This window comes from Deinococcus radiopugnans ATCC 19172, from assembly GCF_006335125.1.
GTDB classification, from domain to species: domain Bacteria; phylum Deinococcota; class Deinococci; order Deinococcales; family Deinococcaceae; genus Deinococcus; species Deinococcus radiopugnans.
Genome location: NZ_VDMO01000007.1, coordinates 1 through 24,358 on the forward strand (window position 1 = coordinate 1; position 24,358 = coordinate 24,358).

Annotated in this window: 18 protein-coding genes; 13 read left to right on the forward strand and 5 right to left on the reverse strand. The window is 69.2% G+C overall.

Annotated features, from left to right (window positions below; translation table 11 throughout):
- Nucleotides 1-486 precede the first annotated feature (486 nt).
- Together FHR04_RS07585 and tnpA are read right to left on the reverse strand one after the other, a co-directional pair.
- On the reverse strand, nucleotides 487-1,608 hold the full coding sequence (locus tag FHR04_RS07585; RefSeq protein ID WP_139402166.1) for an RNA-guided endonuclease InsQ/TnpB family protein: 1,122 nt from the start codon (nucleotides 1,606-1,608) through the stop codon (nucleotides 487-489).
- Nucleotides 1,609-2,007 (reverse strand): IS200/IS605 family transposase, encoded by a 399-nt coding sequence (gene tnpA, locus FHR04_RS07590; RefSeq protein ID WP_139402168.1) that lies wholly within the window; start codon nucleotides 2,005-2,007, stop codon nucleotides 1,609-1,611. It lies immediately after the preceding gene.
- 29 nt (nucleotides 2,008-2,036) lie between these two features.
- Here tnpA and FHR04_RS07595 point away from each other — a divergent pair, with 29 nt between their 5' ends.
- The 8 genes from FHR04_RS07595 (at nucleotide 2,037) to FHR04_RS07630 (ending at nucleotide 11,057) form a co-directional block, all read left to right on the forward strand.
- A complete protein-coding gene (locus FHR04_RS07595) occupies nucleotides 2,037-2,873 on the forward strand; it encodes an RNA-guided endonuclease InsQ/TnpB family protein (RefSeq protein ID WP_249039027.1) in 837 nt (278 codons plus the stop codon).
- Nucleotides 2,874-2,935: 62 nt separating this feature from the next.
- Complete coding sequence (locus tag FHR04_RS07600) at nucleotides 2,936-3,883, forward strand: nucleoside hydrolase (protein WP_170213891.1); 948 nt, start codon at nucleotides 2,936-2,938, stop codon at nucleotides 3,881-3,883.
- A gap of 62 nt (nucleotides 3,884-3,945) precedes the next feature.
- Nucleotides 3,946-5,115: a GGDEF domain-containing protein gene (locus FHR04_RS07605; RefSeq protein WP_139402171.1), complete on the forward strand. Its 1,170-nt coding sequence runs from the start codon at nucleotides 3,946-3,948 to the stop codon at nucleotides 5,113-5,115.
- 129 nt (nucleotides 5,116-5,244) lie between these two features.
- On the forward strand, nucleotides 5,245-5,946 hold the full coding sequence (gene ddrC / locus FHR04_RS07610) for a DNA damage response protein DdrC (RefSeq protein WP_139402173.1): 702 nt from the start codon (nucleotides 5,245-5,247) through the stop codon (nucleotides 5,944-5,946).
- Between the two features lie 113 nt (nucleotides 5,947-6,059).
- Entirely contained in the window at nucleotides 6,060-6,377 is a 318-nt protein-coding gene (locus tag FHR04_RS07615; RefSeq protein WP_476699082.1) for an LptF/LptG family permease, read from the forward strand.
- A 1,670-nt stretch (nucleotides 6,378-8,047) separates the two neighbouring features.
- Nucleotides 8,048-9,481, forward strand: coding sequence for a zinc ribbon domain-containing protein (locus tag FHR04_RS07620; RefSeq protein WP_139402177.1), 1,434 nt, complete (start codon nucleotides 8,048-8,050; stop codon nucleotides 9,479-9,481).
- The gene (locus tag FHR04_RS07625; RefSeq protein ID WP_139402179.1) at nucleotides 9,478-10,398 is read left to right on the forward strand and encodes a phage NrS-1 polymerase family protein; all 921 of its coding nucleotides are present in this window, start codon (nucleotides 9,478-9,480) and stop codon (nucleotides 10,396-10,398) included. The genes FHR04_RS07620 and FHR04_RS07625 overlap by 4 nt, the downstream gene beginning before the upstream one ends.
- Nucleotides 10,395-11,057, forward strand: coding sequence for a hypothetical protein (locus FHR04_RS07630; protein ID WP_139402181.1), 663 nt, complete (start codon nucleotides 10,395-10,397; stop codon nucleotides 11,055-11,057). The genes FHR04_RS07625 and FHR04_RS07630 overlap by 4 nt, the downstream gene beginning before the upstream one ends.
- 74 nt (nucleotides 11,058-11,131) lie before the next feature.
- Here FHR04_RS07630 and FHR04_RS07635 read toward each other — a convergent pair whose 3' ends face one another.
- Nucleotides 11,132-11,794, reverse strand: a complete 663-nt coding sequence (locus FHR04_RS07635) for a hypothetical protein (protein WP_139402183.1) — start codon at nucleotides 11,792-11,794, stop codon at nucleotides 11,132-11,134.
- A 1,324-nt stretch (nucleotides 11,795-13,118) separates the two neighbouring features.
- Between FHR04_RS07635 and FHR04_RS07640 the strand changes: the two genes are divergently transcribed.
- A complete protein-coding gene (locus FHR04_RS07640) occupies nucleotides 13,119-13,370 on the forward strand; it encodes a hypothetical protein (protein ID WP_139402185.1) in 252 nt (83 codons plus the stop codon).
- A gap of 557 nt (nucleotides 13,371-13,927) precedes the next feature.
- Here the strand turns inward: FHR04_RS07640 and FHR04_RS07645 are convergent.
- Nucleotides 13,928-14,506 carry a hypothetical protein gene (locus tag FHR04_RS07645; protein WP_139402187.1) on the reverse strand — a complete coding sequence of 193 codons (579 nt, stop codon included), beginning with the start codon at nucleotides 14,504-14,506 and terminating at the stop codon, nucleotides 13,928-13,930.
- A 625-nt stretch (nucleotides 14,507-15,131) separates the two neighbouring features.
- Complete coding sequence (locus tag FHR04_RS07650; protein ID WP_139402189.1) at nucleotides 15,132-15,872, reverse strand: hypothetical protein; 741 nt, start codon at nucleotides 15,870-15,872, stop codon at nucleotides 15,132-15,134.
- 1,233 nt (nucleotides 15,873-17,105) lie between these two features.
- Between FHR04_RS07650 and FHR04_RS07655 the strand changes: the two genes are divergently transcribed.
- The 4 genes from FHR04_RS07655 to FHR04_RS07670 all read left to right on the forward strand — a co-directional run bounded on the left by FHR04_RS07655 (nucleotide 17,106) and on the right by FHR04_RS07670 (nucleotide 24,275).
- A complete protein-coding gene (locus tag FHR04_RS07655; RefSeq protein ID WP_139402191.1) occupies nucleotides 17,106-18,392 on the forward strand; it encodes a hypothetical protein in 1,287 nt (428 codons plus the stop codon).
- 1,102 nt (nucleotides 18,393-19,494) lie between these two features.
- Entirely contained in the window at nucleotides 19,495-22,239 is a 2,745-nt protein-coding gene (locus FHR04_RS07660; protein ID WP_139402193.1) for an RNaseH domain-containing protein, read from the forward strand.
- A 217-nt stretch (nucleotides 22,240-22,456) separates the two neighbouring features.
- Nucleotides 22,457-22,987: a hypothetical protein gene (locus FHR04_RS07665; RefSeq protein WP_139402195.1), complete on the forward strand. Its 531-nt coding sequence runs from the start codon at nucleotides 22,457-22,459 to the stop codon at nucleotides 22,985-22,987.
- A gap of 241 nt (nucleotides 22,988-23,228) precedes the next feature.
- The gene (locus FHR04_RS07670; RefSeq protein ID WP_139402197.1) at nucleotides 23,229-24,275 is read left to right on the forward strand and encodes an LptF/LptG family permease; all 1,047 of its coding nucleotides are present in this window, start codon (nucleotides 23,229-23,231) and stop codon (nucleotides 24,273-24,275) included.
- Nucleotides 24,276-24,358 lie beyond the last annotated feature (83 nt).

The window sequence follows — 24,358 nt, forward strand, 5'->3', positions numbered from 1 at the left end:
GCACTTTCGGGTGGACATGCACATTGAACTCCAGTGCATGGAGCTGTTGGTCGGCGGCTTCGCTGATCTCGATCTGTCGTGCGGGACGACCCATCCCTAATTCTACTTCTTATTCGCGATCTACTTAGGTTGGGGGAGAGCCGTCTGTGGCCTGGTCAGTCAGGTGGCCCGGCCACAGGGGTATGCCCGAACCCTCAACCCTCTGGCCGCCTCCGCCCCAGCAAAACGCCCACCGGAAAGGTGGGCGGAAGGTGTGGGGGTGGGGGCCGTCAGCGGTCGCGCACACGGACGGGAATGGGGACTGGCTGGGGCTGCGGTGCGCCGCTCAGGATTTCCCGGAGCCAGTCAATAAATTCTCTCAGGCCCTTCATGACCACAGTTTAGCCAGTTGGGGCCAGGACAGTTGGCGTGCAGCTTACCTTGCGCGGCCCCACGGGCCGAGTGTTAAACCTGCGTGACCTACCAACTAATAAATCCGTTGGCTTTTCAGGCAACGCTTGCGTTGACTACCGCTACGTTGATGCCTGAAGGGGCGGCCCGCCCCAGAATGTTCCGCGCGGCGTTCAGGTCTGCGTTCTCCTGATGCCCGCAGGCGACACACCGAAACCGCGACTGACTCGCCCGGTTCTCTCGGCAGGTGTGGCCGCACTGGTTGCACGCCTGCGAGGTGTACCGGGGGTCTACGCGAACAACTTTCCGAGCGGCCCATGCTGCCTTCTGGGAAAGGAGAGAAAAGAACTGACCCCAGCCCACATCATGGATAGACCGGGCCAGAGTGCCCCGCCCCATCCCGCCGACGTTGAGGTCTTCGTGAGCAATCAGGTCGTTCTCCCGGACGAGCTTGAGCGCGGTCTTGTGGTGGAAGTCGAGCCGCTGCCTTGCGACCTTGCGGTGCAGCTTGGCGACCCGCTGAACGGCCTTCCGCCTGCGGTTGCTGCGCTTGTTTCTCTTGCGGGCAACCGCACGCTGAGCGACCCGCAGCTTCTTCATGGCGGTCTGGAAATGTCGGGGATTCTCCACAAACTCCCCATCCGAGGTGATGCAGAACCAGGTGGTGCCCACGTCCACCCCCACCGAGCTTCCCGTTTCGGGAAGCGGCTGGGCGTCCACCTCGCAGATGTAGGAGACGGACCACTCGCCGCAGTCCCGCGTGATGGTCGCAGTCTTGACCTTGCCTTCCAACGGGCGGTGCAGCCGGATTCGGATGTTCCCGATTTTGGAGAAGAAAGCGGTCTTGTCCGAAACGCTGAATCCCGACTGCGGGTAGCAGATGGAATCGTACCTGTCCCGGCCCTGGAACCGGGGGTAGCCGGGCTTGCTGCCTTCCTGGACCCTGCGGTAGAACGCCCTGAATGCTTTGTCCAGCCGCTTGAGAACGTCTTGCAGCACCTGGCTGTAGACCCCCTTGTACTCCGGCAGCGCGGCCTTGATTTCCGTCAGGTCCTTCATCTGGTCGTACCCAGTGACGGTCTTCCCGGCCTTGCGGTAGGCGTCCCGGCGTTCTTGCAACGCGCAGTTGTACAGGTTGCGGCAGAGACGCAACTGTTCGTTCAGCGCGGCTTCCTGAGCCTTCGTGGGGCGGAGACGGTAGCGAAATGCCTTGAACATTCAGTCCCTCGTCTTCTGTTCTGCGATGTATCGCTGAATGACTTCTGCGCTGACGTTGCCCGCCGTGCTGACCCAGTAGGAGCGTGTCCACAGCGACGGCATGGTTTGCAGCTTCGGGAACTCCTGACGCAGCACGCGGGAGGTGTAGCCCTTGAGGGCATGCATCACCTGCGTCGGGGACACGTCCGGGTCGGTGCCGAGGCAAAGGTGAACGTGGTCGGGCATGATTTCCAGAGCCACGATTTCCCAGCCTTGGGCAGCGGTCTTCTCTTCCAACAGTTCCTTCAGCCGCAGCGCCACATTCCCAATCAGCACCTTCCGGCGCCGCTTCGGGCACCACACGAAGTGGTATCGCAGCAGCGAGACAGAGATGTTCTTGTGAAGATAGGGCGTCGGCACTTCCACAGTTTACCACGGAGGGGCGGTGTGTGGGTAGCGCCCCAGCATCAACACTCAGCATTCGCACCCCGCCCTTTGGCTGGCTGGGCTATCCATTTTTCTGTAAGCCCGTGGACGAGGGGAGGCGCATCAACATCCCCAAAATTGGCTCGGTGAAGTGCAAGTTTCACCGTCCGCTGGAAGGGACGCCCAAGACGCTGCAAATCGTCCACGACTGCAGTGAGTGGTACGCCGTATACACCTGCGAAGTCCACGTCAATCCGCTCCCGCAGGCGGGCAGCACGGTGGGCGTGGATGTGGGGACGCGGTATTTCGCCATCACCTCAGACGGCGAGTTCGTCCACAACCCCCGACACCTGGGGAGTGCCCTGGGGAAGCTCCGCATTCAGCAGCGCACGGTGTCCCGCCGCAAGAAGGGCGGGAACCGTCGCCGGAACGCCGTGCAACAGGTCGCCAAGACGCACCGGAAGATTCGCCGCTCAAGGCAGGATTTCCACCACAAGACCGCCCGGAAACTGGTGAGCGAACACGACCTGATTGCCCACGAAGACCTCAAGGTGTCCAACATGATCAAGTCCAACCTCGCGCGCTCCATCTCCGATGTCGGGTGGAGTGCATTCTTCGACATCTTACGCGGCAAGGCTGAGAGTGCTGGGCGCGTGGTGGTTCGGGTTCCCCCGCAGGACACCTCGCAGCGCTGCAACGCCTGCGGGCATACGTGCCGGGAGAACCGCGACAACGAGGTGTTCAGGTGCGTTTCCTGCGGGCATGAAGACCATGCCGACTGGAACGCCGCAAAGAACATCCTGGGACGGGCCGTCCCTTTAGGCGTCAACGGGAGCGGGGTATCGCATACCGTCGTCTGAGGAGCCCCGCACTTCAGTGTGGGGAGTGGTCACACAATGCAGCCCATGACACAATGCGCGGCATGACCGATTCCGCTGCTGTTCCGCTGCCCGTGATTCTGGACGGGGACCCCGGCCACGACGACGCCCTCAACATCCTGCTGGCGCTGGCCAGCCCCGAACTGCAGGTGCTGGGCCTGACCACCGTGTTCGGCAACGTGGGCCTGGACCGCACCACCCTCAACGCCCGCATCACCCGTGAATTGATCGGCGCAGATGTGCCCATCCACGCCGGGGCAGACCGCCCGCTGGTGCGGCCGCGCATCAGTGCCGAGGCGGTGCACGGCGACAGCGGCATGGACGGCCCGGACCTGCCCACGCCGACGCGCGGGGTGGAGACGCAGCACGCCGCGCACTTCATCATCGAGCAGGTGCGCGCCCGGCCCGGTGAGGTGGTGCTGGTGCCCACCGGGCCGCTGACCAACCTGGCGCTGGCCTTGCGCCTCGCGCCGGACATCGCGGCGCTGGTGCGCGGGGTGGTGTGGATGGGCGGCAGCACCGACACCGGCAACTGGACCCCGGCGGCCGAGTTCAACGCGCTGGCCGATCCGCACGCCGCGCACGTCGTCTTCACGTCCGGCGCCCCGCTGACCATGTTCGGCCTGAACGTCACGCATCAGGCCATCGCGCACCCGGCGCGCGTGGCGGCGTTCCGGGCGCTGGGCACGCGGGTGGGCGAGTTCGCGGCGGTGCTGCTGGAATTCTTCGCCGAGCACCACCGCGAGCGCTACGGCTGGGAGGGCGGGGCGCTGCACGACCCCATGACCGTGGCGTGGCTGCTGCGCCCGGAGCTGTTCGAGTCCCGCCCCATGCACGTCGCGGTGGACCTGACCGACGGCCCAAGTGCGGGCCGCACCGTGGCCGACGTGTGGAACGTGACCGGGCAGCCGCAGAACGTCCGGGTGGCGACGGCGGTGGACGCCGACGGCTTTTTCGCGCTGCTGGTGGAGCGGCTGGGACGCTACCCCTGAACGGCGGTTGCCGCAGTGGACGCGGTCAGACTCGTGTGACCGCCGCCCCTTAAACTGTGTGGATGCGACTTCCGGCCCCGGACCGGTCCGGCCGTCCCGCCCCGCCGCGGTCTGCTGGTGGGCCATCGGACGGCACCGGCGGCCCGGCTCGCCCGCCGGCCACCGGACCTGTCATCGCGCCGGGGGACGAGCTGAGGCACGCCCTGCACCGCCGGCTGGCGCTGGCGGCGCTGGCCTGCGGGCTGCCGGTCCTGACCATCCTGGGGGTGCTGGAGGCCCGCAGCGCCCCGGCCCGCGCCGAGCTGCTGGGGCTGTACGCCGTGACGGCGCTGCTGTGCCTGTGGGCCATCGTGCGGGTGCTGCGGCGCAGCCCGCTGGACGGCGCGCTCAGGATCATCATCGCCGTCAACCTGGTGTTCGTCGTGGTGCAGGCGTATGAGGGCGGCGTGGGGGGAACGGCCAGTGCGGCGCAGGCTACCTTCAGCATGCTGCTGATGCTGATCGCCAACGCGGTGCTGGGCCACCTGACCTTCGAGGCCCGCCGGGCGGGGCTGCTGGCGCTGGGCAGTTTCGTGCTGGCGGTGGGGGCCAGCCTGCTGGGTGCGCGCCAGGGCGGCCTGGCCGGGGCGCTGCCCAGCGCGCAGCTGTACCTGTCCACCGGCACCATCCTGCTGCTGCTGCAGGCCCTGGCGTGGTACAAGGCCCGCTTCGTGACCCAGGCCCAGGCGCAGCTGCGGCTGGAGCATGAGGCCTCCACCGATCCGCTGACCGGGCTGGCCAACCGCCGCCGCATGTACCAGCAGGTGGCGGAGCTGCTGGAGGCCGCCGGAGAGCCGCCCGGCGCGGGCGCGGTCAGCGTGGTGATGTTCGACCTCGACCACTTCAAGCGCGTCAACGACCAGCACGGCCATCTGGCCGGGGACAGCGCCCTGGCCCACGTCGCGGACCTGCTGCGGGCCTCGGCGGGACCGGGCGAGACGCCAGGACGCTGGGGCGGCGAGGAGTTCATGCTGGTGCTGCCCGGCGCGGACGAGGCGGGGGCGCGGCGCCGCGCCCAGGCGGTGCGGCAGCTGCTGGCGGCCTCGCCGCACCCGCAGGTCGGCCTGCTGACCGCCAGCTTCGGCGTCAGTGCCAGCCGCGTGGGCGACGACCTGACCCGGCTGGTGGCGCGGGCGGACGACGCGCTGTACCGCGCCAAGGCCGGAGGCCGGGACCGCATCGAGATCGCCTGAACGGACTCTGTCTATGCCCCGCGCTAGCCAGGCTGAGAACCGTAAAATGCCGTGCTGCTGGTTGTCGGGCGGGCTTTCGCAGGCCGCCATTCGTTACGCTAAAAACAGAATCTATGCTATACTCTTCGTATGAAAAACGCTCCGCTGACCCTTGAATTCGGCACCGTCCGGCTGCCCATCAGCGCCGACGGATTCCTGCTCGCCTCCTCCGCCCTGGCCCAGCTGGGCCTGACCGATCTCGACTGGACCACGCTGGCCGCAGAACATGACCTGACCTCGCCGGCCCGCGACTTCGGCGCCGGCCCTGAGGCCACCCTGAGCCTGCCCGAGTTCACCCGGCTGGCCTTTGTGCTGGACACCCCGCAAGCACGGCGCTGGCGCCGGCGGGCGCAGGACCTGCTGACCCGCGCGATGGGCGGCGACGTGAAGCTGGCCGCCCAGATCGCCGAGCGCAGCGCCGACCCCGAGGCGCGGCGCTGGCTGGCGTCCCGGTTGGAGAGCACCGGCGCCCGGCGCGAGCTGATGGCGACGGTGGCCCGCCACGGCGGCGAGGGCAACGTGTACGGGCAGCTGGGCAGCATCAGCAACCGTAGCGTGCTGGGCATGGACAGCGCGGGCATTCGCCGCGAGCGGGGCGTCAAGGCCACCCGCGACGGCCTGAGCAGCACCGAACTGCTGCGGCTGGCCTACCTGGACGCCGCCACCGCCCAGGCCATCACCGAGCGCGGCGCCCACGGCAACGCCGCCATTCTGCAGCTGCACGAGCGGCTGGCCCGCCACGAGCGCCGGGGCTGGGCTGGGGAGGCTGCGGGCTCCTCGCAGGCCGGGTAGCGGCGCCCTGCGCTGAGGCAGCCCTCTCCCCGGTGGAGGGGGCTTTTTGATGTTCCGGGACCGGGGCGGGGGAGAGGCCCACGCCCATCCTGACCCGAACCGTACTCGGCGAGATCGCCCGCTGGTATCTGGGGGGCGTGGCGCTGTTCCTGACCCTGCTGATGACCGACGCCCTGAGCAGCACCGTGGGCAAGCTGCTGGTCTACCACCCGCCGGTCACGCAGGCGCTGGCCGCGTTTCTGTCGATCCTGCCGCAGAGCCTGAACAAGACGCTGGTGCTGGCGGTGCTGTTCTCGATCCTGCTGGCCTTCTCGCGCATGCAGCGCGACAACGAGCTCAAGGCGGTGCTGGCCAGCGGCATTCGCCCGCTGCCGATCTTACTTTTCCTGAGTTCGCCGGTTGCGGCAGCTTTCTGCTCAGCACAGTCTTAGAGATCTCCTGCTCAGCATTTCCGCATAAAAACTGTTCCAGACGGCCTGAATTCTCCACTTTGTACGCTGGGTGGTCACTGACGGTTTCATCGCGAGTGCCACTCCTCTGGCCCAGCCCAAGCCGGACCGAACGTCGCCTCAAACCAGGCCGTATCGGTACAGACGTGCATGCAAGCAGAAGCGGTGATCGGCACCACGACAACGGATACAGGGTGACCCCCAGCACAGGGGGTGGCAGACGCGGTGAAGCCCGCATGGGCCGTGACCTCGCGCGTCCGCCGGGTGGGGGGAGAGCATGGCGCGCTAGTGGGAGGGAGCCACCGCGTAACGCTGTGAGAGGACGGAGCCTGCACCGAACTTAAAAAGAGATGACCGCGCGCTGCAGAAAACAGACTGGACAGTGCGACACCCAAACCAGACCAGCCGCCGCACGCTGCAGTGAGCCGGTAACTGATGCGAGGACGGGGGAGAGGGCGTACAGCGTCAGGAAGGCCAACCGGCCCCGCAGCGCACAGGGACGGCAAGGGGAAGGGGCCTGCAGAGACCGAGTGGCTGCGCCGATTCATCGAAGGGGAGCAGTTGCGCCGTTCTACAGGACACAACACATACAGACGAGAAGAACCATGCAGCAGCCACCACGCCGGTATCGGCAGCACACGACATCGGCAACCGAGACGACGCATGACGGCACGGCGTGGCAGCACACACCTGATGCACGTCGCGTCTGTGCACAGCCCGGAGCGCGGGCAGCGACAGTCATTTCCGAGCAACCTCGACGCCCCCCTGGGTTTTACCCGCAGCGCTGGGGACCGACGCCCCACCACCCTGCTGCTGGTCTGACGTTCTCACGTGAAAGCTGCGGAACCATTGACTGCGCCACCTTCCTTATCAGAACAGTCCTAGAGATCTCCTCTCCAACTTTTCCGTAGAAAAGGCTGTTCCAGACGGGTTGGATCGCCCGCTTTGTGGGCCAAATTTCCATTCATGGTCTCATGGGCCCCCGCCTGTCCCTGAGGCCCCTCCAGCCAGGCCGCAACGGGCGCGCACAGCGCAAAGGCGTCCGCAGATCCGGGTCACGGCGCGCGCGGCAGCAGACGCAGACCCAGGCTCCAGCACAGCGCTGCAGCAGACGCAACATGACGCTGGAGTGCGACAGGTGCACCAACACAACGGCGGTCAACACCGGCCGGGAGACAGCGGCGCAGCGCAGTGAGGACAGGCGGGTGGCCAGTCCACCGCGCAGCGACACCGTCCGCACACGGAGAGAGACGGCAGACCAGCACGTCGCCGAGAGTGAACCACGGCGGTGCAGCGCGGCCAGGGGACACACGGTGCCGCACGCCAGGAGAGGTGCGCGTTGCACGGCGAAAGTGGACGGCCCAACGCATCACCCGCACCAGACCAGCAGGTCTGTTCGTTCGGTGGGACGGCAAAAGATGTAGGCACGGGGAGAGGGGACCAAAGCGCCAGGAGGAGAGCCAACAAGCCCTGCAGAGCGAGAGGGAGGGAAGGGGAAACGTCGTGAAGAGACCAAGGAGACGCGCCGATGGATGAACGAGACGCACCCGCGCAGGCCGTGAAGAACCCACAGCAACCACGGTGGGTGCGCCACGACAGCGGTCCGTTCGCAGCGCCGTCCTGACGCCCACAACACGACACAAGGAGGCGACATGCCTGCATCAACCCACCTGCGGGTGCGACACGCGTTGCACCCGGACCCGGACCAGACCGCCGCGCTCGACACCCTGTGGCACCTCGGCCACCACCTCTGGACCATCCTCGCGCTGCACGCCCGGCTCGAGGCGATAGGCCAACCACAACCCATGCAGCGGGTGGCGGCGCTGGCCGCCAGTCCACCCCCCACCAGCCGGGCCCCCGTGAGGCTGCCCCGGCGCAGCGCCGCCGAGCGCCGCCGCGAACTCGAGGTGCTCGCCCGGGAACGCGGCTGGCGGGCACACCTCGGCAGCGCCACGCTCGGCGGCCTGGTCAGCGATTTTGGCCGGACCCTCAAGCGCCTCGGTCCGGTGGCCCCACCGAACGCCATCCCGCTCACGCCGCCGCCTGACTTCGCCCTCGCCCTGGGGGGGCTGGCCCGACCCGTGGGCGAACTGCACGCCGAGATCGTCGGGGTTCCTGGCCTCGTCCGGACGCCGCTGTTTCTCCTGCCTGGCCCGGCAACGGCGGCGGTCCGGATGTGGCGGCGGACGTTCAGCGGCCATCTGAGTACCCTGCGGGAGGCGCTGGAAACCAGGCTGCTGGCTGGGGATCCCGAAGCGGACGTGGGCTACCTGGCCCACGTGGCTCGCTACGGGCGGATCGAGAGCGGCCTCGGTGCGCGGCCGAGTGACCCTCCGGCCACACCCCCAGCCTTGACCCTGACTTTGGCGGAAGCGGCGCAGTTGCACCGCAGCGATGCGGGCGACTACGAGATCGCCTGGGCGTTCCGGGTGGCCAGTCTGACGCCGCCGCTGTATCAGGATCTGGTGGCGCTCGATCCCGGAGTGCGCTCGCTCTGGGCCTGGGTCAGTGGCCGCCACAGCCATGGACGATCGCCGATGCCGGTGGGCCTGCAGCGCCCGTGGGCACCGGCCATGCCAGGGCCGTCCACTGGACTGCTCACGCAACCTCAGGACCTGACCTACGCCCGGCTGCGCCGCCATCAGCTGCTGCACCGCACCCGGTTGGGACCTGTTCTCGAGGCTGGACTGACCCGGTTTCTGCAGTTCGCGGCGCTGGCCGTCGAACAGACCGATTTCGGGGGAATGCATCGGCGGGGAGAGGACTACCCAGCAGCGGCCGATTTTCTGGGCACCCGACTCTACGAGCAGTTTCTGTTCGACTGTTTCCGGCTGGATCCGGTGCACCGGATGGCCGTGTGGGTTCCCCCCGCGTGGACGAGCGCCGACTGTTCGGTGTGTGGCTCGCGCGGCGCGGTGCGTTACCGGGGACGCCAGGGGCGCTGTCAGGTCTGCGGGCTGTGCCTGGACCGGGACCACAACGGCGCGCGCAACGTTTATCAGCGCGGGGCGGCGCAGCTTGTGGCACGCGGGCTGACCTGGACGCCGGCACCGTTGCCGATCCCCCCACGCTGGAGACGGCCGTGACACCAGGCCAGGTGGCGCAGTTGGAAGCGGGCTGGCCGAACGCCCTTCGGTCCATGCGCGCCTACCTGCCGTATGAACTGCGCCGGCGCGCGTCCGGACGCTGGGGCAAGGTGCCCTGCCGCTGGGCCGGGCGGCTGTATCCAGTCAACGCCCTGGATGGCCGCTTTCACCTGACCTTTGAAGACGCGCTGAGCCTGCTGGGTGCTGGACGGTGTGACGGGATCGGCGTTGTGCTGGGGCCACAGCTCAACCTGGGCGGCGTGCCCCTGGTGGGCCTGGATCTCGATGACGTCGTGACACGGGGCCGTCCCCTCCCCGGGGCCCTGGAGTTGCTGGCCCCGCTGGCCAGCTATACCGAGTTCAGCATTTCCGGGCAGGGGCTGCATGTCGTCGTGGCCGGCCGACTGCCACCGGCAGGGCGGCGCGGGCATGTCGCTGGCATCGGCGTCGAACTGATCGACTGCGGGTATCTGGCGATGACCGGCAAGCGCCTGCCCGGAACGCCAGCGGACGTCGCGCCGCACCCGGAGGCGCTGCTCGCGCTGCACCGCCAGCTGATTCAGGTCACATCGCCGGCCGCGCGCGCGTGCCCTGTCCCGAATGACCTGGACGACGAGGCGGTGTTGCGGCGTGCCCGCAGTGCCCGCAACGGCGCGCGCTTTACGGACCTGTTTGACCACGGTGACCTGTCCACACACGGCAACGATCCTAGCCGGGCCGATCTGGCGCTGCTCGCCCACCTGCGCTGGTACACGCACGATCCGGACCAGCTGCGCCGCCTGTGGGCACGCAGCGCCCTGCACCGCCCCGAGCGCTGGACCCGTCGCGCCACCCGCGATGGCCTCGATTACGCCGCCGCCACCATCACCCGCGCGCTGGCCCTCGGCCAGCCGCACTCTACAGAGGAGAACCCATGACCCCGAACCATCACGAGTACACCATTCCGCTGTCCCCCACCCCCACTCAGGAACGCGCCCTGGACGCGCTGAGTGCACTCACGCACCGCCTCGAGTGCGCCGCCCTGCAACAGGTGCAACTCGGCGTGACCACGTCGCTCTCGGCGTTGTTGGGCGGCCCGGACCACCCGGAGCGCGGCGACGAGGCCGAGATCCTGGCCCTGCTGGCGCTGTCTGAGCTGGCGGCCGCACCATTGGGCCTCGTCCAACAGGCGGTGAGCGGGCGGCGGGCACGAATTGCGCGCGGGGATCTCGCAGCGCCGCAGCAGCCTGCCGCAGTGGCGGGGGAGGGGCTGATCGTGCCGGCCACGCCAGGTGACCTGACCCTCGCCGGCGTTCCAGGCATCGTCAAAGTCGGCATCGACCGTCTACCCCCGTGGGCCGCGCAGGTGTGGTGGCACGCGGCCGGCGGCGCCAAACCCGACCTCGATCCGAGGCTGGTGACCGCCAGCGTCACCGGCTGGGCCTACATCGAGCGCGGCAGTTACGCTGGCGAGCGTGGCTGGCTGATCGATATCGCGCTGGACTGGGACGCCTACCCCACCTGGCAGCTGGTGCGCGACGGCGACGGGTGGGATGACGAGCCGTGGCGGCGCGAGGTGCGTCACCTGATGGTCTAGCCAAGAGAGCGGCGCGCCTATGGCGCGCCGCTCTGTCTGTTTTCAAGACGTGTTGTCCTCGGCGTGCCACCCGCTCAGGGTTGCACTGCGCGGGCCCGCGCCTGTGCCAGCGCCGTTTGCGCCTCCTCCATCGTCCTGACGTGGACTGGCACCGTCAGGACCCACGGGCTGCCATCATCCTCGCCGTACAGGTAGCCGCCCTGAGCCGGCTCCGAGCGCCCGCCGAAGCGCGCGCCCCTCCGCACCCGCTGGATCAGCCACTGGACGCCGTCGCTCGACGTGGCCACCACCTCGGCGTCCCACCACGTCCAGTTCGGATGGCTGCCCACCCCGAGGTCCACCACCACCCGTGCCACGTGGTCGAGCATGGCGCCCTCTTCGAAGATCTGCATCAGGCTCGTCGGCGTCTTTCTCGTCCCGAGTCGCAGGTGCCGCTGCAGGGGCAGCAGCCGCATTCCTTTCGCGAGGCCCTGGGCGGTGGGCACCGGACCGCCCTCGGCGATGTTCTCCAGCAGACGGCGGATCTGCTGGCCCTGTGGGCTGCGGCGGCCCAGCTGGCCGGTGTGGGGGCAGCGGATCTCGTCCTCGGCGACGTACACCTCCTGGCGAAGCAGGTGACGGGCGGCGCGCTCGCAGCGCGCTTCGAGGGCCTCTTCGGGCATCATGTCCGCCGCCAGGAGCAGCAGGGTGAGGAGCTGGCCGACGGGCAGGCTGACGGGGTGCTGAAAGGATTTCATCCCCTCGACTCTGGCACCACCCCCTTTCGCGGAAATTTTCGGGTGGGAGAACAGCACATTGAGGTCAGAACACAGTGCTCCAAGAACGCTCCAAGAACACCGTGCCCTGGGAGTCGGCAGGGATCACCTGCCGCGCTGGGCCGCGTCGGCGTGGGCGCGTGCCGTGGGCGTTCCGGACCCGGCGCCTGAGCTGGACCTGAGTGGGACGAGCGTCAGCGGTTGGACCTGTGTTGAGCGCGGGCCATACACCGGCGTCGACGGCTGGCTGATCAACGTGGAGCCGCGCTGGGACGCGTGGCCTGTGGGCGCTCTGTTGCGCGGGCTGGATGAGGAGCAGTGGCCGCCATCGGACGCAGTGCAGCGGTTGATGGACCCGGGCACGCTGAACATGAAACGGCCAGCCGCTGGCCCGGGGGCCGGCCGTTCCCTTGGCGGTGGGCTGCGGGGGCGGACTGGGTCGCCCGTTTCGCCGAAAACAAGGAGCGTCGCCTGAGCGCACGTGTCGGCAGGCGTGGACCACCGCACAACAACGGGCCGCGGCCGCCGGAGCGTCACTGAAGGCCTGGCCAGACGTCTGGCCTTTTTGAGTTCCAGCCGGTCGCAGCCCTGGTGGGCGTCATGGCCCAGCCGCGCACGCTGATCGCTCCTGGTTGCGGCCGCGGCCCCCCTCGTGAGTCCCCGGGTCACACCTGACCCCACGCAGGCGGCCCTGAACGCCCACACGCCGGTCCTGCCACCCATGCTCAGCCGGACCTGGCGCGGACCGGCACCCTGCTGGCCCACACCAGCACGCCGCCGGACTGGCTGCGCGCGCGATCCCGCCGCGGTTCAGTCCAGCAAACACCTGGCGCTTTACCGGCGGCTCGGTGGCGGGGACGCCATCGGCCGTCAGCGGCGTGGGGACCGGTCTCCCCAGGACCCGCAGGCGGTGACGGCCACAGGTGGTGGGGTCCGAGGGTCAGCTGGAAGGGGCGCTGGGGGAGCGCCCGCCCGCGCGCCCAGCTGGACCTCGCTGACCTGAGAAGGGCGCACGGCGAGATTCTGAACCTCATGGCCGACGACGTGACCCGCTGCCAGTGGGCGGCAGTGGCACGGACACAAGTCCCTGAAACGGACCGAGACGGCGCAGGCCGGGGAAGTAGGGGACGGACGGGGGCGGGACCCTCCTGAGGCCGCCTGGTCTGAACAAAGACCGCCTGAAAGGGTGAACACACTGCACGTGCGGTTCCGTACGCCATCAGACCACGCATCAAGGTGCGCGGCAGGAACGGCAAGGTCACCTTCAGCGCCGGCACTGCGGTTCCCCGGTCCGACGCCCGACGCCATGACCGTCATGCTTGACCGGGAGCGCGCATCCTGGGGCATTGCGGCCAACGGGATCTCGCTTGCTGCGCTGGTCGCGGAGGGAGGGGGCGGCTCGGCGCGCAGCGAGAGCGGACAGTGGAGTCACCTGGGCTGGCTGGCCCACGGCACGCTGAACATCGCCGATCCTGCAACTGGCCTCAGGACCTGGGCAGCTGCCATCCTGCGTGTTGACCGGGCGGGGTCATTCACCGCTCTGGGGGTGGGCAGGTGAGCGCCGGTCCGGTCCACAGTTCCTCAGACAGGAGCGGGCACCGCACATAGGGGGTCACGCCGGGTCATCCTCGCCGGCACCACCCGCCACGGCCGCCCCCTCTGGCAACCTCCGCAGCGTCTGGAGCCAGGCCTCGTCCCCAGTTCAGGATGGGGGGGCCGGCCTGGCCCAGCAGCGTGGCAGGCGGACAGGACCACGCGGCATTGGACCGGCCGCGAAAGAGTGCACCCGGTGTTGTGGCGCAGGTCACTCCGCCACCTGTACAGGTCCGGAAGAGGCGCGTCCGGGTAGGGCTTGGGGGAAGGCGGGGGCCCATGAGACCATCAACGGAAAGTCGGCACACAAAGTGGGCGATCCAACCCGTCTGGAACAGCCTTTTCTACGGCAAAGTTGGAGAGGAGATCTCTAGGACTGTTCTGATGAGGAAGACGGCGCACGCGGGCGGTCACTGAACGTGAGGCGTTGATTCTGGGCCCGGGCAGTACGTCAGGCCTGGCCCTTACCCCCGTCCAGTCTCATTTCTCATTGGAATGGGGGTTCTTCAGCTTTTCTGGGCGCTAGATGATTCCCTCCAGGGACCGACGCTGGATGACCTCAGCGTCGACCAGTGGAAAATCCAGGGTGCGCAGGTCCAGCGGCGCGCCGGTGAGCAGCGCCACGCCGGTGCGCAACTTCATGCCGGCCAAATCGACGAGCCACCGTTCCGCCTGAGCCATCTTCAAAGCCATGGCGGGCGCAACGGGCCCGCCCGCCCGGATGAACTGGGCCACGGCAAGCTCGGCTTCGCGGATGAACTGGGCCTCGTCGGGTAAAAACAGGCTCAGAACCGACGGTCTGTCACTGAAGTACAGGCGGTCCCGCACGCCGTGAAGGATGGTCAGATGATGGGCGTGGGCAGCGCCGCACACCGCTTCGGTCAACGGAGAGTGGTCTGGCACCGCCGCCAGCGGGACGACGACACCAGCCACGGGGTAGGCGGCGGCGGCGAGGACGCGGCATCCGGCGACATTGACGTGCAAGAAAGCCAGCGTGCCGCTGCGGGACATCGCCACCCGGTCCACGCCGGGCAGCATCTTGAGGGCGGCGCGCAGGGCCGGCAGGGCGGCGGTGGTGCTGGAGCTCGGGGGAGTTCGCATAAGCTGATCCTTGCACCACCCCCTTGAACGGTCTTTGGCCGCGGTCGGCCACCAACGCAAAAGCACTCAGGCCAGAGACTGAGCGCCGTGTCGGTGGAGGGCCTGCGCCAGATTCCGGCCCAACGCGCCTGGCCGAACGGCGACGTGAGCAAAGCGGATGTGCCTGCGGGTGACCACCGACGGGCGCTTCCTGACCGCGCCGCCCGGTTGCCGTGGGAGACAGACGCATTCTCTCGCAGGTCACCCGTGATCTGCTGGCCCCGTGGCCCACTGTTGCTGAGACGGGAGCGTTGCGTCAGCCCTGAACCACCCCGTGACGTCGCCTCGAGAGGATGCCCCGACCCCTGGGTGGATGACGCCTTGATGTCGTCGGCCCAGGCCTGGACTTTCCCTCCCCTTTCTTCTGCCGTTCAGCAGGTGAAGGCCGGCGTTGAGCCCGCGTCTTCCGGATCACTGGCGGCCCCCCGCGTGTCCAGGCAAACGGCGGTGGGCGCAGTGCCGCTCAGTCAGCCGCGCGGCGGGCGTCCCGCTGGCCTGGGGGCTGAGGCGTCAACCCTCCGCGCGTGGCACGGACTGGCCTCCCCTGTTTCACGTTGCTCCTGAATGCACGGGGGGCTGGGAACCGCTAGCGAGCGGCCTGTGGGCTCAGCGCCATGGTCCGGATCAGGTCCAGAATCCGCGCCTCCTGCCAGCGCACCCAGATGCGCTTGTCCTGCTCCTCTTGGTCCATCAGCCAATTCAATTCTGCGCCGTACTCCCACCCCTCCTGCACGTCTTCCTCGGAGCCATACCCGCAACTGCCGCCAGCCTGATCCACCACGTCCTTGCAGACCTTGTCAAAGAAGGCGCCCAGTGCCGACGTCGACGCGAAATCCCCTGGCGAAGCGGTGTCCATCACCTCATTCCACGTCACCTCCTCGGTCAACAGGAGTTCTATGCGCGGCAGCGGCTGACCGTGGCAGACGGACGCCCACACGTAGCACGCGATATCCTCGGTGTTCAGATCGAGCCGGTCCCCCGTGGAGAGGCAGCGGTTCCAGTCCCAGTCGCCCAGCGCCAGGTGCAACAGGCCGCGCTCAACGGGACCATCGCTCAAGACCCTCTGCAATTCGCAGCGGTCCGCGCACACCTGGATGGTCCGGGGGCCCGCCCGCCTGCCCCCATCGGCCACCGGCTGGCGGGTCACCGCGTACTGGCCGCCGCCCAGGTCAAACACGGCCAGGTCCTCGCGGCGGGTGGACGCAGCGGGGTCCAGCGTCAGCAGCTGTGCCGGCGGCGCGCTGGCCTGGGCCATCAACGTGCCGGCCAGAGCCAGGGTCGGCGGACGGTGCCCGGGCAGGGTGGGCGTGAACAGCTCCTTCTTCATCTGTGCCTCCTGGGGTCAGTCCAACGTTGCCCCCGAACCAAAGACTGGCACAGGGGGGTTGGCCGCAAATTTCAGCGCAGCGAGAACCAGACCCTCCAGGACTGGAGAAGAGGCCGCCCCCGGGAAAACCACGGCACACCCGGGAGCAAGGCGTCTTGCGGGGGCCAGGTGGGAAGACCGGTTCCGGCGGAGCGGCGCTCAGCCCAGCACCCGGACCCGGCGCGTTGGCCCTGGGCGCCAGGTGGCCTGCGGAGCGCGTGGTTGACGGCGGCGGCGTCCACCGTTTGCGCGTGGTGCAACGCCGCATTCGCCTGCTGCGCCGTCTGGGTGTGGGCCGGGTCCGGCCATGACCCACGGGTCACCCGCCGCAGCCGTACAGCTGACCGTCCTGGCGGCGGCGGGGCGTCTATCCAGGACCGCGTGCCCGGTCACCCGCCGCAGCTGACTGTCCTGGCCGTGACGCGAGATGTCGGTCACGCGTCCTGCCGGATCCACCCCAGACACGAGATCGATTCGCCGCCCGTGCCTGGGCCATGACGCTTCTTCGGAGGTGAACGCCGGTCAGGGCCAGGGCGGTCAGCCGGTGCCAGACCCGTTTGCCCTCGGGGCTGGGGTGGGGCACCTGGCCGCTGGCAGGGCAGCCGAATTCGTTTTCGGCCACGGACAAGTTCAGAAACCTTCAGCTGGTCCAGGCGCGGTCTGGTGCCTTCCGCAGGCGTCATCTGCCAGGTCAGGGCCCGCAGGGTGAGACGTGGCGCGGCACGGAGGGGAGCGGCTTGATGGGACGTCTTCACGCCCCTGACTCCTGCGCCACGCCTTTGGCCTGGATCCCGGCAGAACCAGGGTGGCTGGTCTGCCGCTCAGGCCGCGCGCGTCTCGGCTGAGGGTGTCCGCCTGTCTCGGCGCAGTGGAAAGACCCCCCGGCCCGCACCAGCCGCCCATTTCCAGGATCTGTCGCCTTTGAGGGGGTGGGGTGAGGGGGTTGTCGCGGCTGAGGGCCACCATGTCTGATCTGAGGGGATGCACCTTGAACAGTGAGGGGAAACCCGTCTCGGTTGAGGGATTCCGGCGGCCCTCCCCGCGTCAGGCACGGCGTTTCTGCCCTGCCGGCCCCGGCTCTTGTGTGTTGGTGTTGTTTTTTCTTTAAAGAAGAACACACACCAAAGGCCAACCGGCAGGCCAAAAAATCGCCCAACCCCCCCCTGCCAGGATGCAGACATGCAGGTTGATCCCATGGCTCCCCTCTTCCTCCTGGCCCTCGTCAGCGCGGCGCGGTCCAGCACCGACACCACCCGCTCGGTGGACGTCCTGCTCGGCACAGTGGCGCTCGCCTACACCGCCCGCAGCGCCACGGCGCTGCCGTATGGCGCGGACCTGCGCGTCCTGCTGGCCCTGATCCAGCAGGTCACCGAGACCGGCGAGGTGCGCCTGACCGTGCCCGCGTTGCTCCAGGCGGCCGGGCTGGGGTACGGCGGCCGCCAGCACGAGGCCCTGTTCGCCGCGCTGGATCGTCTGGCAGCCGTCACCTACACGGTCCAGCAGGCCCCGGCCGCCCTGGGCCTGCCCGGCGCATTCCGCCTGGTGATGCCGGCCTTCCGCCTGCCGGGCGGCGAGTTGCAGATCGAGGTCTCGCCGGAGATGCTGGCCCAGGTGCTGCGGGTCCGGGCGAACCCCGCGCCCACCTTCCGGCCTGAGATTCCCAGCAGCGCGCTGGCGTTGTACGGCGTGCTGGACACGCTGCAACAGCTGCCGGGTCAGGGCCAGACCGGGGCGCTCAGCCTGCCGCTTCTGGGGCTGTGCGAGCTGCTGGGGCTGTCCGGCCGGCCGGACAACGCCCGCCGCGCGCTGCTGGCCATGGTGGAGGACCTGCGCAGCGCCGGATACATCAGCCGCGCCGAAATCAGGGGGCAGGGGCGGCGCGCGCGGCTTGAGATCGCCGACGCCGGCCCCGACGCCGAATCGGTGGCGCTGCTGTGCGGCGAGCGGGTGTCGCGGTCCCGGGCCACCACCTTCGTGCGGCGGCACGGCGCGGCGGGCGTGCGGCGGTGCCTGAACCGCGCGCGCGAGGTCCGCGCGGACATGGAAGACCGGGGTGGACAGGTCAAGAACTGGACCGGCCTGCTGTGCAACGTGCTGGACGATCCGGACCGTTACGGCGCGCTGGTGGCGCCGGTGGTTCCTGCCCCGGTGGCACCGCCGAGCGCGGTCACGCCACTGGCAGAGCCGGACGTCGTCTACGACAGTGCGGACGTGATCCGGCTGGTGCGGGCTCTGGGCAAGGGCACCCTGAAGGAGCCGCATCAGCAGGCGCTGCGCCAGCGCCTCGACGGCGGACACGAGGATCCGCAGGCGTGGGGCCGCCGCCTGTCGCAGGCCGTCGCCTCAGACACGATCGTTGAGGTCCTGGAACAACTGGCACAGGAGCTGACCCGCGTGGCGTCGCCGCGTCCTGGGGGCCCCCTGGGTCAAGACGTGTTGATCGCCGCCGGGGAACAGCGGTCCGGCGCACTGGAAGGCTGAGCACCGCCCAGGTGTCCGGTGGCGGTGGACGGCCTGACCGGGCCCGCCCCCTGGGGACGCGCGGTCCTGAACCGCCTCGCCCCGCCCACGCGCGCCCCGCAGACGCTGCGGCTGATGGCTGCCCTGCTGGCCGAGGTCAGCCCGCTGTTCTGGCCGCGGCCCGTCGGTCAACGGCCGCACACCGAACACCTGGCGGCCCGCCGCCTCGAAGAGGGCCGTGTGGTCGTCACCCGGCAAGCCGACCGGGAAGGCGAAACCGTGGCCGAGACCCCCTGGGTGTCCGGTACCGCTGAAGACCCCGGAAACGGGTTGCGGGCCGGTCCCCTGCGCGCGCCCTGGACGGTCTGGGGGATCTGGACGCCCCGTGCGGCCGGGATGACGGCGGGCCCGTCAGCAGCTGCGCCGGGGCCAGGGACGGCGCGGTGTGGTCCGGGCGGCCGCATGCCCCGCCCTGAACACAGCTGATCCAGGAAAGCGGCGAGGTTCAGGCCGCCCCCGAGGCGAGCGGGCGCCGCCTGAGCCGGGGGGGGGCGCCGGGCGATGTCGGCGACACCTGGATGGTACGCGCCCAGACCGGGCAGCCTGGGGGGCCACGAGGGTCCGCGGGTGCATGACGCTGCCGAGCGGTTCTGCCTGGACGCGTGGCGGCGGCGACAAGAGCCGCGCGCACTTGCCCTGATCAAGCGCCGCCCCCCTCTTTTTCGGTGGCGTGGTCCCTGCTGCGTGGAGTGTCCGGCAGGGCAGCCTTGAGGGCGATGCAGGGTTGAGGCGCGCCAGCCGTGTCACCAACGCAGGGGTGGCCCGGGCCGTGTTCAAAGCCGCGCGGCTGGGTTGACTGCGCCGTCCACTGTGCCATCCACTGCGTCAACAGCGGCCGGCGACGCGGCAAAAACCCTGTGCAGGGGGCCGCTCCGGGAAACAGACGCGCCGTGGGCAGTCACCGCCCGCCATATCCCGCCTCCAGTGTGGATTCAGGGCGTCCAGCAGGCCCACCCCCACTTTGGAAACGGCATTCGCGCGTGCGGGTGGGTCTGGAGGGTTGACCTCTGGAGAGGAGTTCACAGGAAAAACCGCAAAAGGGGGGGGTGCCAGGCTGAATGCCATGGCTAACCCCCTGACTTCCACCACCACCGCCCAGTCATGCTCGCAGGCGGCCACGGAAACTGGCGCGGCACCCGACGTGTGCGGGGCACCGCCCGCCCCCACATCCGGGCCGTCCACCCTGACCTGGGAAAAACCCCAGCAGAACATGCCGCAGTGCTTCGTGCCGTCCGTGGGCGTCACGCTGCGCGCCCCCTCGCTGCACGTTCTGAGCTGGCAGTCGGACGCCGCTGAGGCGCTGGGCCGGCTGAAGGTGCTGTCCCGGCCAGGTGCCCTGCCCATGCGCTCGCTCCGCGCTCTGGCCGAATGCCACATTCCGGGCCTGCAGCGGCTGTCTGACCAGCTGGGCACCGCCAACAGTGACCAGCGGAGGGAACTGGCCTGGTCCACCGAGCCTGACCGGGACCACCTGCTGGCCGGGGGCATGGCCATGACGCAGGCCTGGATCACCGGCGCCCTGGCCGGGATCGACTCGCAGAAGGCCAAGCGCGCGGCTGTGCGGGAAGCGGTGCAAGACCTCCAGGACCTCCTCGACAGGAAAGCGCTGTTTGACGTCCAGACCCTGCCCGGCAAGGTTTACGCCTGGAGCCAACATCCGAACGGAACGACCCAGCCTGGCCATCATTTCCTGTCGTACCAGGCGCTGCCCGACGCCTTGGCCCAGGTGCTGCACGGCCAGGAAATCCTGCCTGGCAACGGGGCCATGCGCCGCGTCATTCCCCGTCACACCCAGGGCCAGGCCGAACTCATCGGTGCCCCGGTCCGCGAGGGGGAGGGGCAGGCGTCCAGCCTGGTGGTGTGCATCCGCATCCGCAGCCTGCCCAGCTATCCCCAGCCGCTGATCGCCCTGGACCTGTACCGGAAGCACTGGGTCACCCCCCGGGCGCCTGATCAGCGGCGGGGCAACCTCACCGGCTACGTCCTGGGCCAGTCCGCCCACCCCTGGACCATCAGCGCCGGGGCCAGCCCCCAGAGGGTCGACAGCGAATACGGGGAACTGGCGCGCGCCTACGGGCTGGACGAGACAGTCAGTGCCGCCGACCTGGCAGCTCAGCGCAGTGGCCGCGCCGAGGTGGTGCTCCACCGGCACACCCGTGGCGGCCAGCGCGTGCTCACCCGCGTGTCCGAGCGCGACAGGGCCGAGGCCATGCGGAACGTGGCCCGCCTGCTCGCGCCGTTGGGCCTGGAGGCGTGGACTGGCGTCAGCGAGATCAAGGCCTGCGGCGCACCGACCGGCACCGCCTTCACTGCCCTGGACCAGGACGCTGGTCAAGACATCTTGCCCAGGCGGGCCCGCACCCCGGGTATGGCCGGGCAGCCGGACCTCGCCAGCGACGTGCTGATCATCGTCCACCACCCATCGTGCGGGGCCGAGGCGGCGCTGGCCCGCGCCACCATCGAGGGGTCCACCGGTGACCGGGTCACCGTCGCCACCCTCCCGCTGCTGGCGGGCGTTCATGGTGTGGCGTGGCAGGACACCGTCCAGGCCATCCGGGAGATCGACATTGAGCAGGGTGTGCTCGGCGTGCTGCTGATCGCGCCGCACGGGGACCAGGCGTCTGGCGGCAGGACTGGGGCTGACCCCCAGGCCCACCGGAGCGCCGCGCTGCAGGCCCTGATCCGTCAGGCCCAGTTGCCGGGCGAGCACCTGCTGCCATTGGACACCGGGGCGGTTGATCCCGCCGGGGAATTCCACCGACGGCTGTGCCACGCCTGGACGCACCTGACCCGGGGACAGCACGGCGCGCTGGATTCGCTGGATGGTGTGCCTGGGCCTTCACTGCCGGGTGACGCTCCCAGGGTGGTCCTGGGCTTCACCGCCATCCAGCGCGACAGCGGCCAGTTCGGGCGTCACTTCGTGGCGCTGGCGTTCCGGCTCTGCACGCGCACGGCCCGGACTGAGGCCCGCCTCGCCTACGAGGACCGTACCGCGCCGCACAACCTGCAGCTGACCCCGTGGGAGTCGCCGCGCCAGATCCTGACGCGGTTGGCCGGGGCCAGCCCGGTGACACTGAACAGCGACGTGCACCCGCGCCAGCGTCAGGCGCAGTACCAGCGCTTCGTCGATCAGACGATTGAGGGCGAGATAGCCGGGGGCGAATCGCCGCTGGTGATCATCGACAGCACCCACGCGGTGAACCTGTGGCCCTGGCTGGCCGACAAGCGCATTGACGTGGAAAACATCACCTTCGGTGCGCTGGACCACCGCAACATGAAGGTGCTGTGGCAGCGCGCCGGTCTGCGGCTGGTGCGCGTCCGCCAGGACAATGCCCCGCAGGTGATCCTCGGCGGGCCTGGCTGTGGCGCCGCCCTGCCCGGCCAGGCAACCCACGCTGGCGAGCCGGCGCAAACCTGTGGGCCCACCAGGGCGGGCCCCAGGCTGCTGCGGGTTCAGGGGTGCCGGATCCCCACCTACCTGTCTGTTGACAGCGGGCCGTCCTGCACGGGCAGGCGCGAGGGGGGGCAGCACGGTGAGGCGAACGCGGGCCGGGGCGTTCTGCCTGCCTCCAGCCCAGCCAGGCCCGCTGCCGGGCCGCGCCCGCTGGAGCTCAGCGTGCTGCTCACGCAGCCGGGCGACGATCCTGACCAGCTGGCCGGACTGCTGGGCCGCCTGAGCAGTGGACACGGGGGCCACGGCGGGGGCACCACCCTGCCCACGCCGCTGTCTTTCGAGCGCGTGATTCGCGGGCACCTCGCGGCTTTTGAGGGTTCGAACCTCGGCGGGGGGCGGGGGGGCGCGCATTAGGGACTGTCCCTTGAGCTGGGCCGGTTTTCGGGGGGCCGTGTGGTCCTGCGACCAGATCGGTCCAGTGACCCTCACCAGGGTTCACCCGGCTCAGCGCGGCCCGTTCAGCGCACTGGGTCTCGCTGACTCCGCCTGGAGAGTCTGCAGATCAGTTGAGCAGCGTCTGGCATCACGGCGTGACGATGTGGGCAGTCTCCGGCGCCGCTGCACAGGACTGTTGAAGCTGGACGCGCCCGATGAAGTTGTGCAGCCCACCGGACCTATTGGACGCGCCTGGACCCGGCACCCGGTCACCCGGCCCGTCCAGCCACGCTACGAATGGCTGTATCTGTATGCCTTCGTCTGCCCTGAGAGCGGAGCCAGCCAGTTCCGGCCGGTGCCAGAGGTCACCAAACGCGCCTACCAACCCACGACCGCCGCGTTTGCGGCCAGTCTCGGGGGGAGGCCAGACCATCACATTTTGCTCGTTGAAGATGGCGCGGGATTTCATGTCCCTCCGGTGGAGGGCCATCCCCCTGGCCTGGAAACGGTGACGCTGCCGCCTGACTCGCCAGAAGTGCAGCCGGGAGAACGCGCCTGGAACCTGACGGACGAGCCGCTGGCCAACCGCTGTTTTGAATCACCCGCTGAACTCCAGGAAGCGCTTGGAGAATGGTGCGCCTGGCTGGAAACCCAACCCGATCCCATCACGCAGCACACCCTGTTCCACTGGTGTCCTCTCGGTACGAATTCATCGGAGTCCGTATAACCCCTGCCCCTTCGGGGGGACCTCCCTTTAGAAGGGAGGCAAGAGTCTCGGAATTGCTCGGCCAGCAGCGCTTTCTTGGCCCCCTTTGAGGGAAGCTGGCTGCGCAGCGGACTGAGGGGGCAAACCGTGGGGGCAGGCCAGGAACGCCGCCAAACGAAAGGCTCTGTTCCCCCACCCACTGCCCCCGGCAAAACCGCATTCCGCCGCCTTTTCCTCATGCGGGACCGCTAGAATCGCGCCCGTGCCCATCCTGACCCGAACTGTACTCGGCGAGATCGCCCGCTGGTATCTGGGGGGCGTGGCGCTGTTCCTGACCCTGCTGATGACCGACGCCCTGAGCAGCACCGTGGGCAAACTGCTGGTGTACCACCCGCCGGTGACGCAGGCGCTGGCCGCGTTTCTGTCGATCCTGCCGCAGAGCCTGAACAAGACGCTGGTGCTGGCGGTGCCGTTCTCGATCCTGCTGGCCTTCTCGCGCATGCAGCGCGACAACGAGCTCAAGGCGGTGCTGGCCAGCGGCATCCGTCCGCTGAGCCTGGTGTGGCCGCTGGCGCTGCCGTTCGCGCTGGTGGGCGTGGTGGCGTACTTCAATGCGGGCACGCTGGTCCCGGCCGGGCTGGCCAACTGGGACCGCGCGTGGTACACCATCTACGATCAGCCGCCGCCGCCCCCGCAGCAGGAGAAGTACATCTATGCCCCGCCCGGCGCGCTGTACTACGCGGGCCGCGTGAGCGCCGACAGCGCCGGCAGCCCGGTGGCGCAACTGAGCGGCGTGATGGTGCAGCGCGGCGACGAGACCCTGACGGCGCAGTACGGCACCTGGGACTCGGGCCAGCGGACCTGGACCCTGAACAGCCCGTGGATCACCCGCCCCGGCCAGAATCCCCGGCAGGAGGAAGGCGACGTGGTGGTGCCGCAGACCGACACCCTGCGCCCGCCGCCGCCCGCCGCCCAGCAGGTCAGCAACGCCGAGCTGCGCGCCGCGCTGTTGAGTGACACCCTGAGCCGCAAGGGCGTGCGCGACTACACCTTCCAGCTGGCCGCTCGCGTCGCGGACCCGGCCACCCCGGTGGTGTTCGCCCTGGCCGCCGGGATGCTGGGCCTGCTGATCCGCAACCGCGCCGCGGCGTTTGCCGCCGTGCTGGTCTTCATCGTGTGCTTCTACATCCTGTGGACCACCATGCCGGGGCTGGCCGGGGCGGGGGCGCTGAACCCCACGCTCGCTGCCTGGGTGCCCAATCTGGCCTTCCTGCTGCTGGCGGGCGGGCTGGCCTGGAGGTTGAGGTGAGCGGAATGGTGTGGACTGGGCGGAAGGTCCGTATTCCCGCCGTCCCAGGGTTGTCTTGCGCCCCCTCCGCCCCGCAGCCCCCC

Coding starts and splice junctions, on each gene's coding strand:
- FHR04_RS07600 (WP_170213891.1), top strand. CDS start 2,936: ATGACCGATTCCGCTGCTGTTCCGCTGCCCGTGATTCTGGACGGGGAC.
- FHR04_RS07620 (WP_139402177.1), top strand. CDS start 8,048: ATGCCTGCATCAACCCACCTGCGGGTGCGACACGCGTTGCACCCGGAC.
- FHR04_RS07635 (WP_139402183.1), bottom strand. CDS start 11,794: ATGAAATCCTTTCAGCACCCCGTCAGCCTGCCCGTCGGCCAGCTCCTC.
- ddrC (WP_139402173.1), top strand. CDS start 5,245: ATGAAAAACGCTCCGCTGACCCTTGAATTCGGCACCGTCCGGCTGCCC.
- FHR04_RS07660 (WP_139402193.1), top strand. CDS start 19,495: ATGGCTAACCCCCTGACTTCCACCACCACCGCCCAGTCATGCTCGCAG.
- FHR04_RS07605 (WP_139402171.1), top strand. CDS start 3,946: ATGCGACTTCCGGCCCCGGACCGGTCCGGCCGTCCCGCCCCGCCGCGG.
- FHR04_RS07630 (WP_139402181.1), top strand. CDS start 10,395: ATGACCCCGAACCATCACGAGTACACCATTCCGCTGTCCCCCACCCCC.
- FHR04_RS07585 (WP_139402166.1), bottom strand. CDS start 1,608: ATGTTCAAGGCATTTCGCTACCGTCTCCGCCCCACGAAGGCTCAGGAA.
- FHR04_RS07655 (WP_139402191.1), top strand. CDS start 17,106: ATGGCTCCCCTCTTCCTCCTGGCCCTCGTCAGCGCGGCGCGGTCCAGC.
- FHR04_RS07650 (WP_139402189.1), bottom strand. CDS start 15,872: ATGAAGAAGGAGCTGTTCACGCCCACCCTGCCCGGGCACCGTCCGCCG.
- FHR04_RS07645 (WP_139402187.1), bottom strand. CDS start 14,506: ATGCGAACTCCCCCGAGCTCCAGCACCACCGCCGCCCTGCCGGCCCTG.
- FHR04_RS07640 (WP_139402185.1), top strand. CDS start 13,119: ATGACCGTCATGCTTGACCGGGAGCGCGCATCCTGGGGCATTGCGGCC.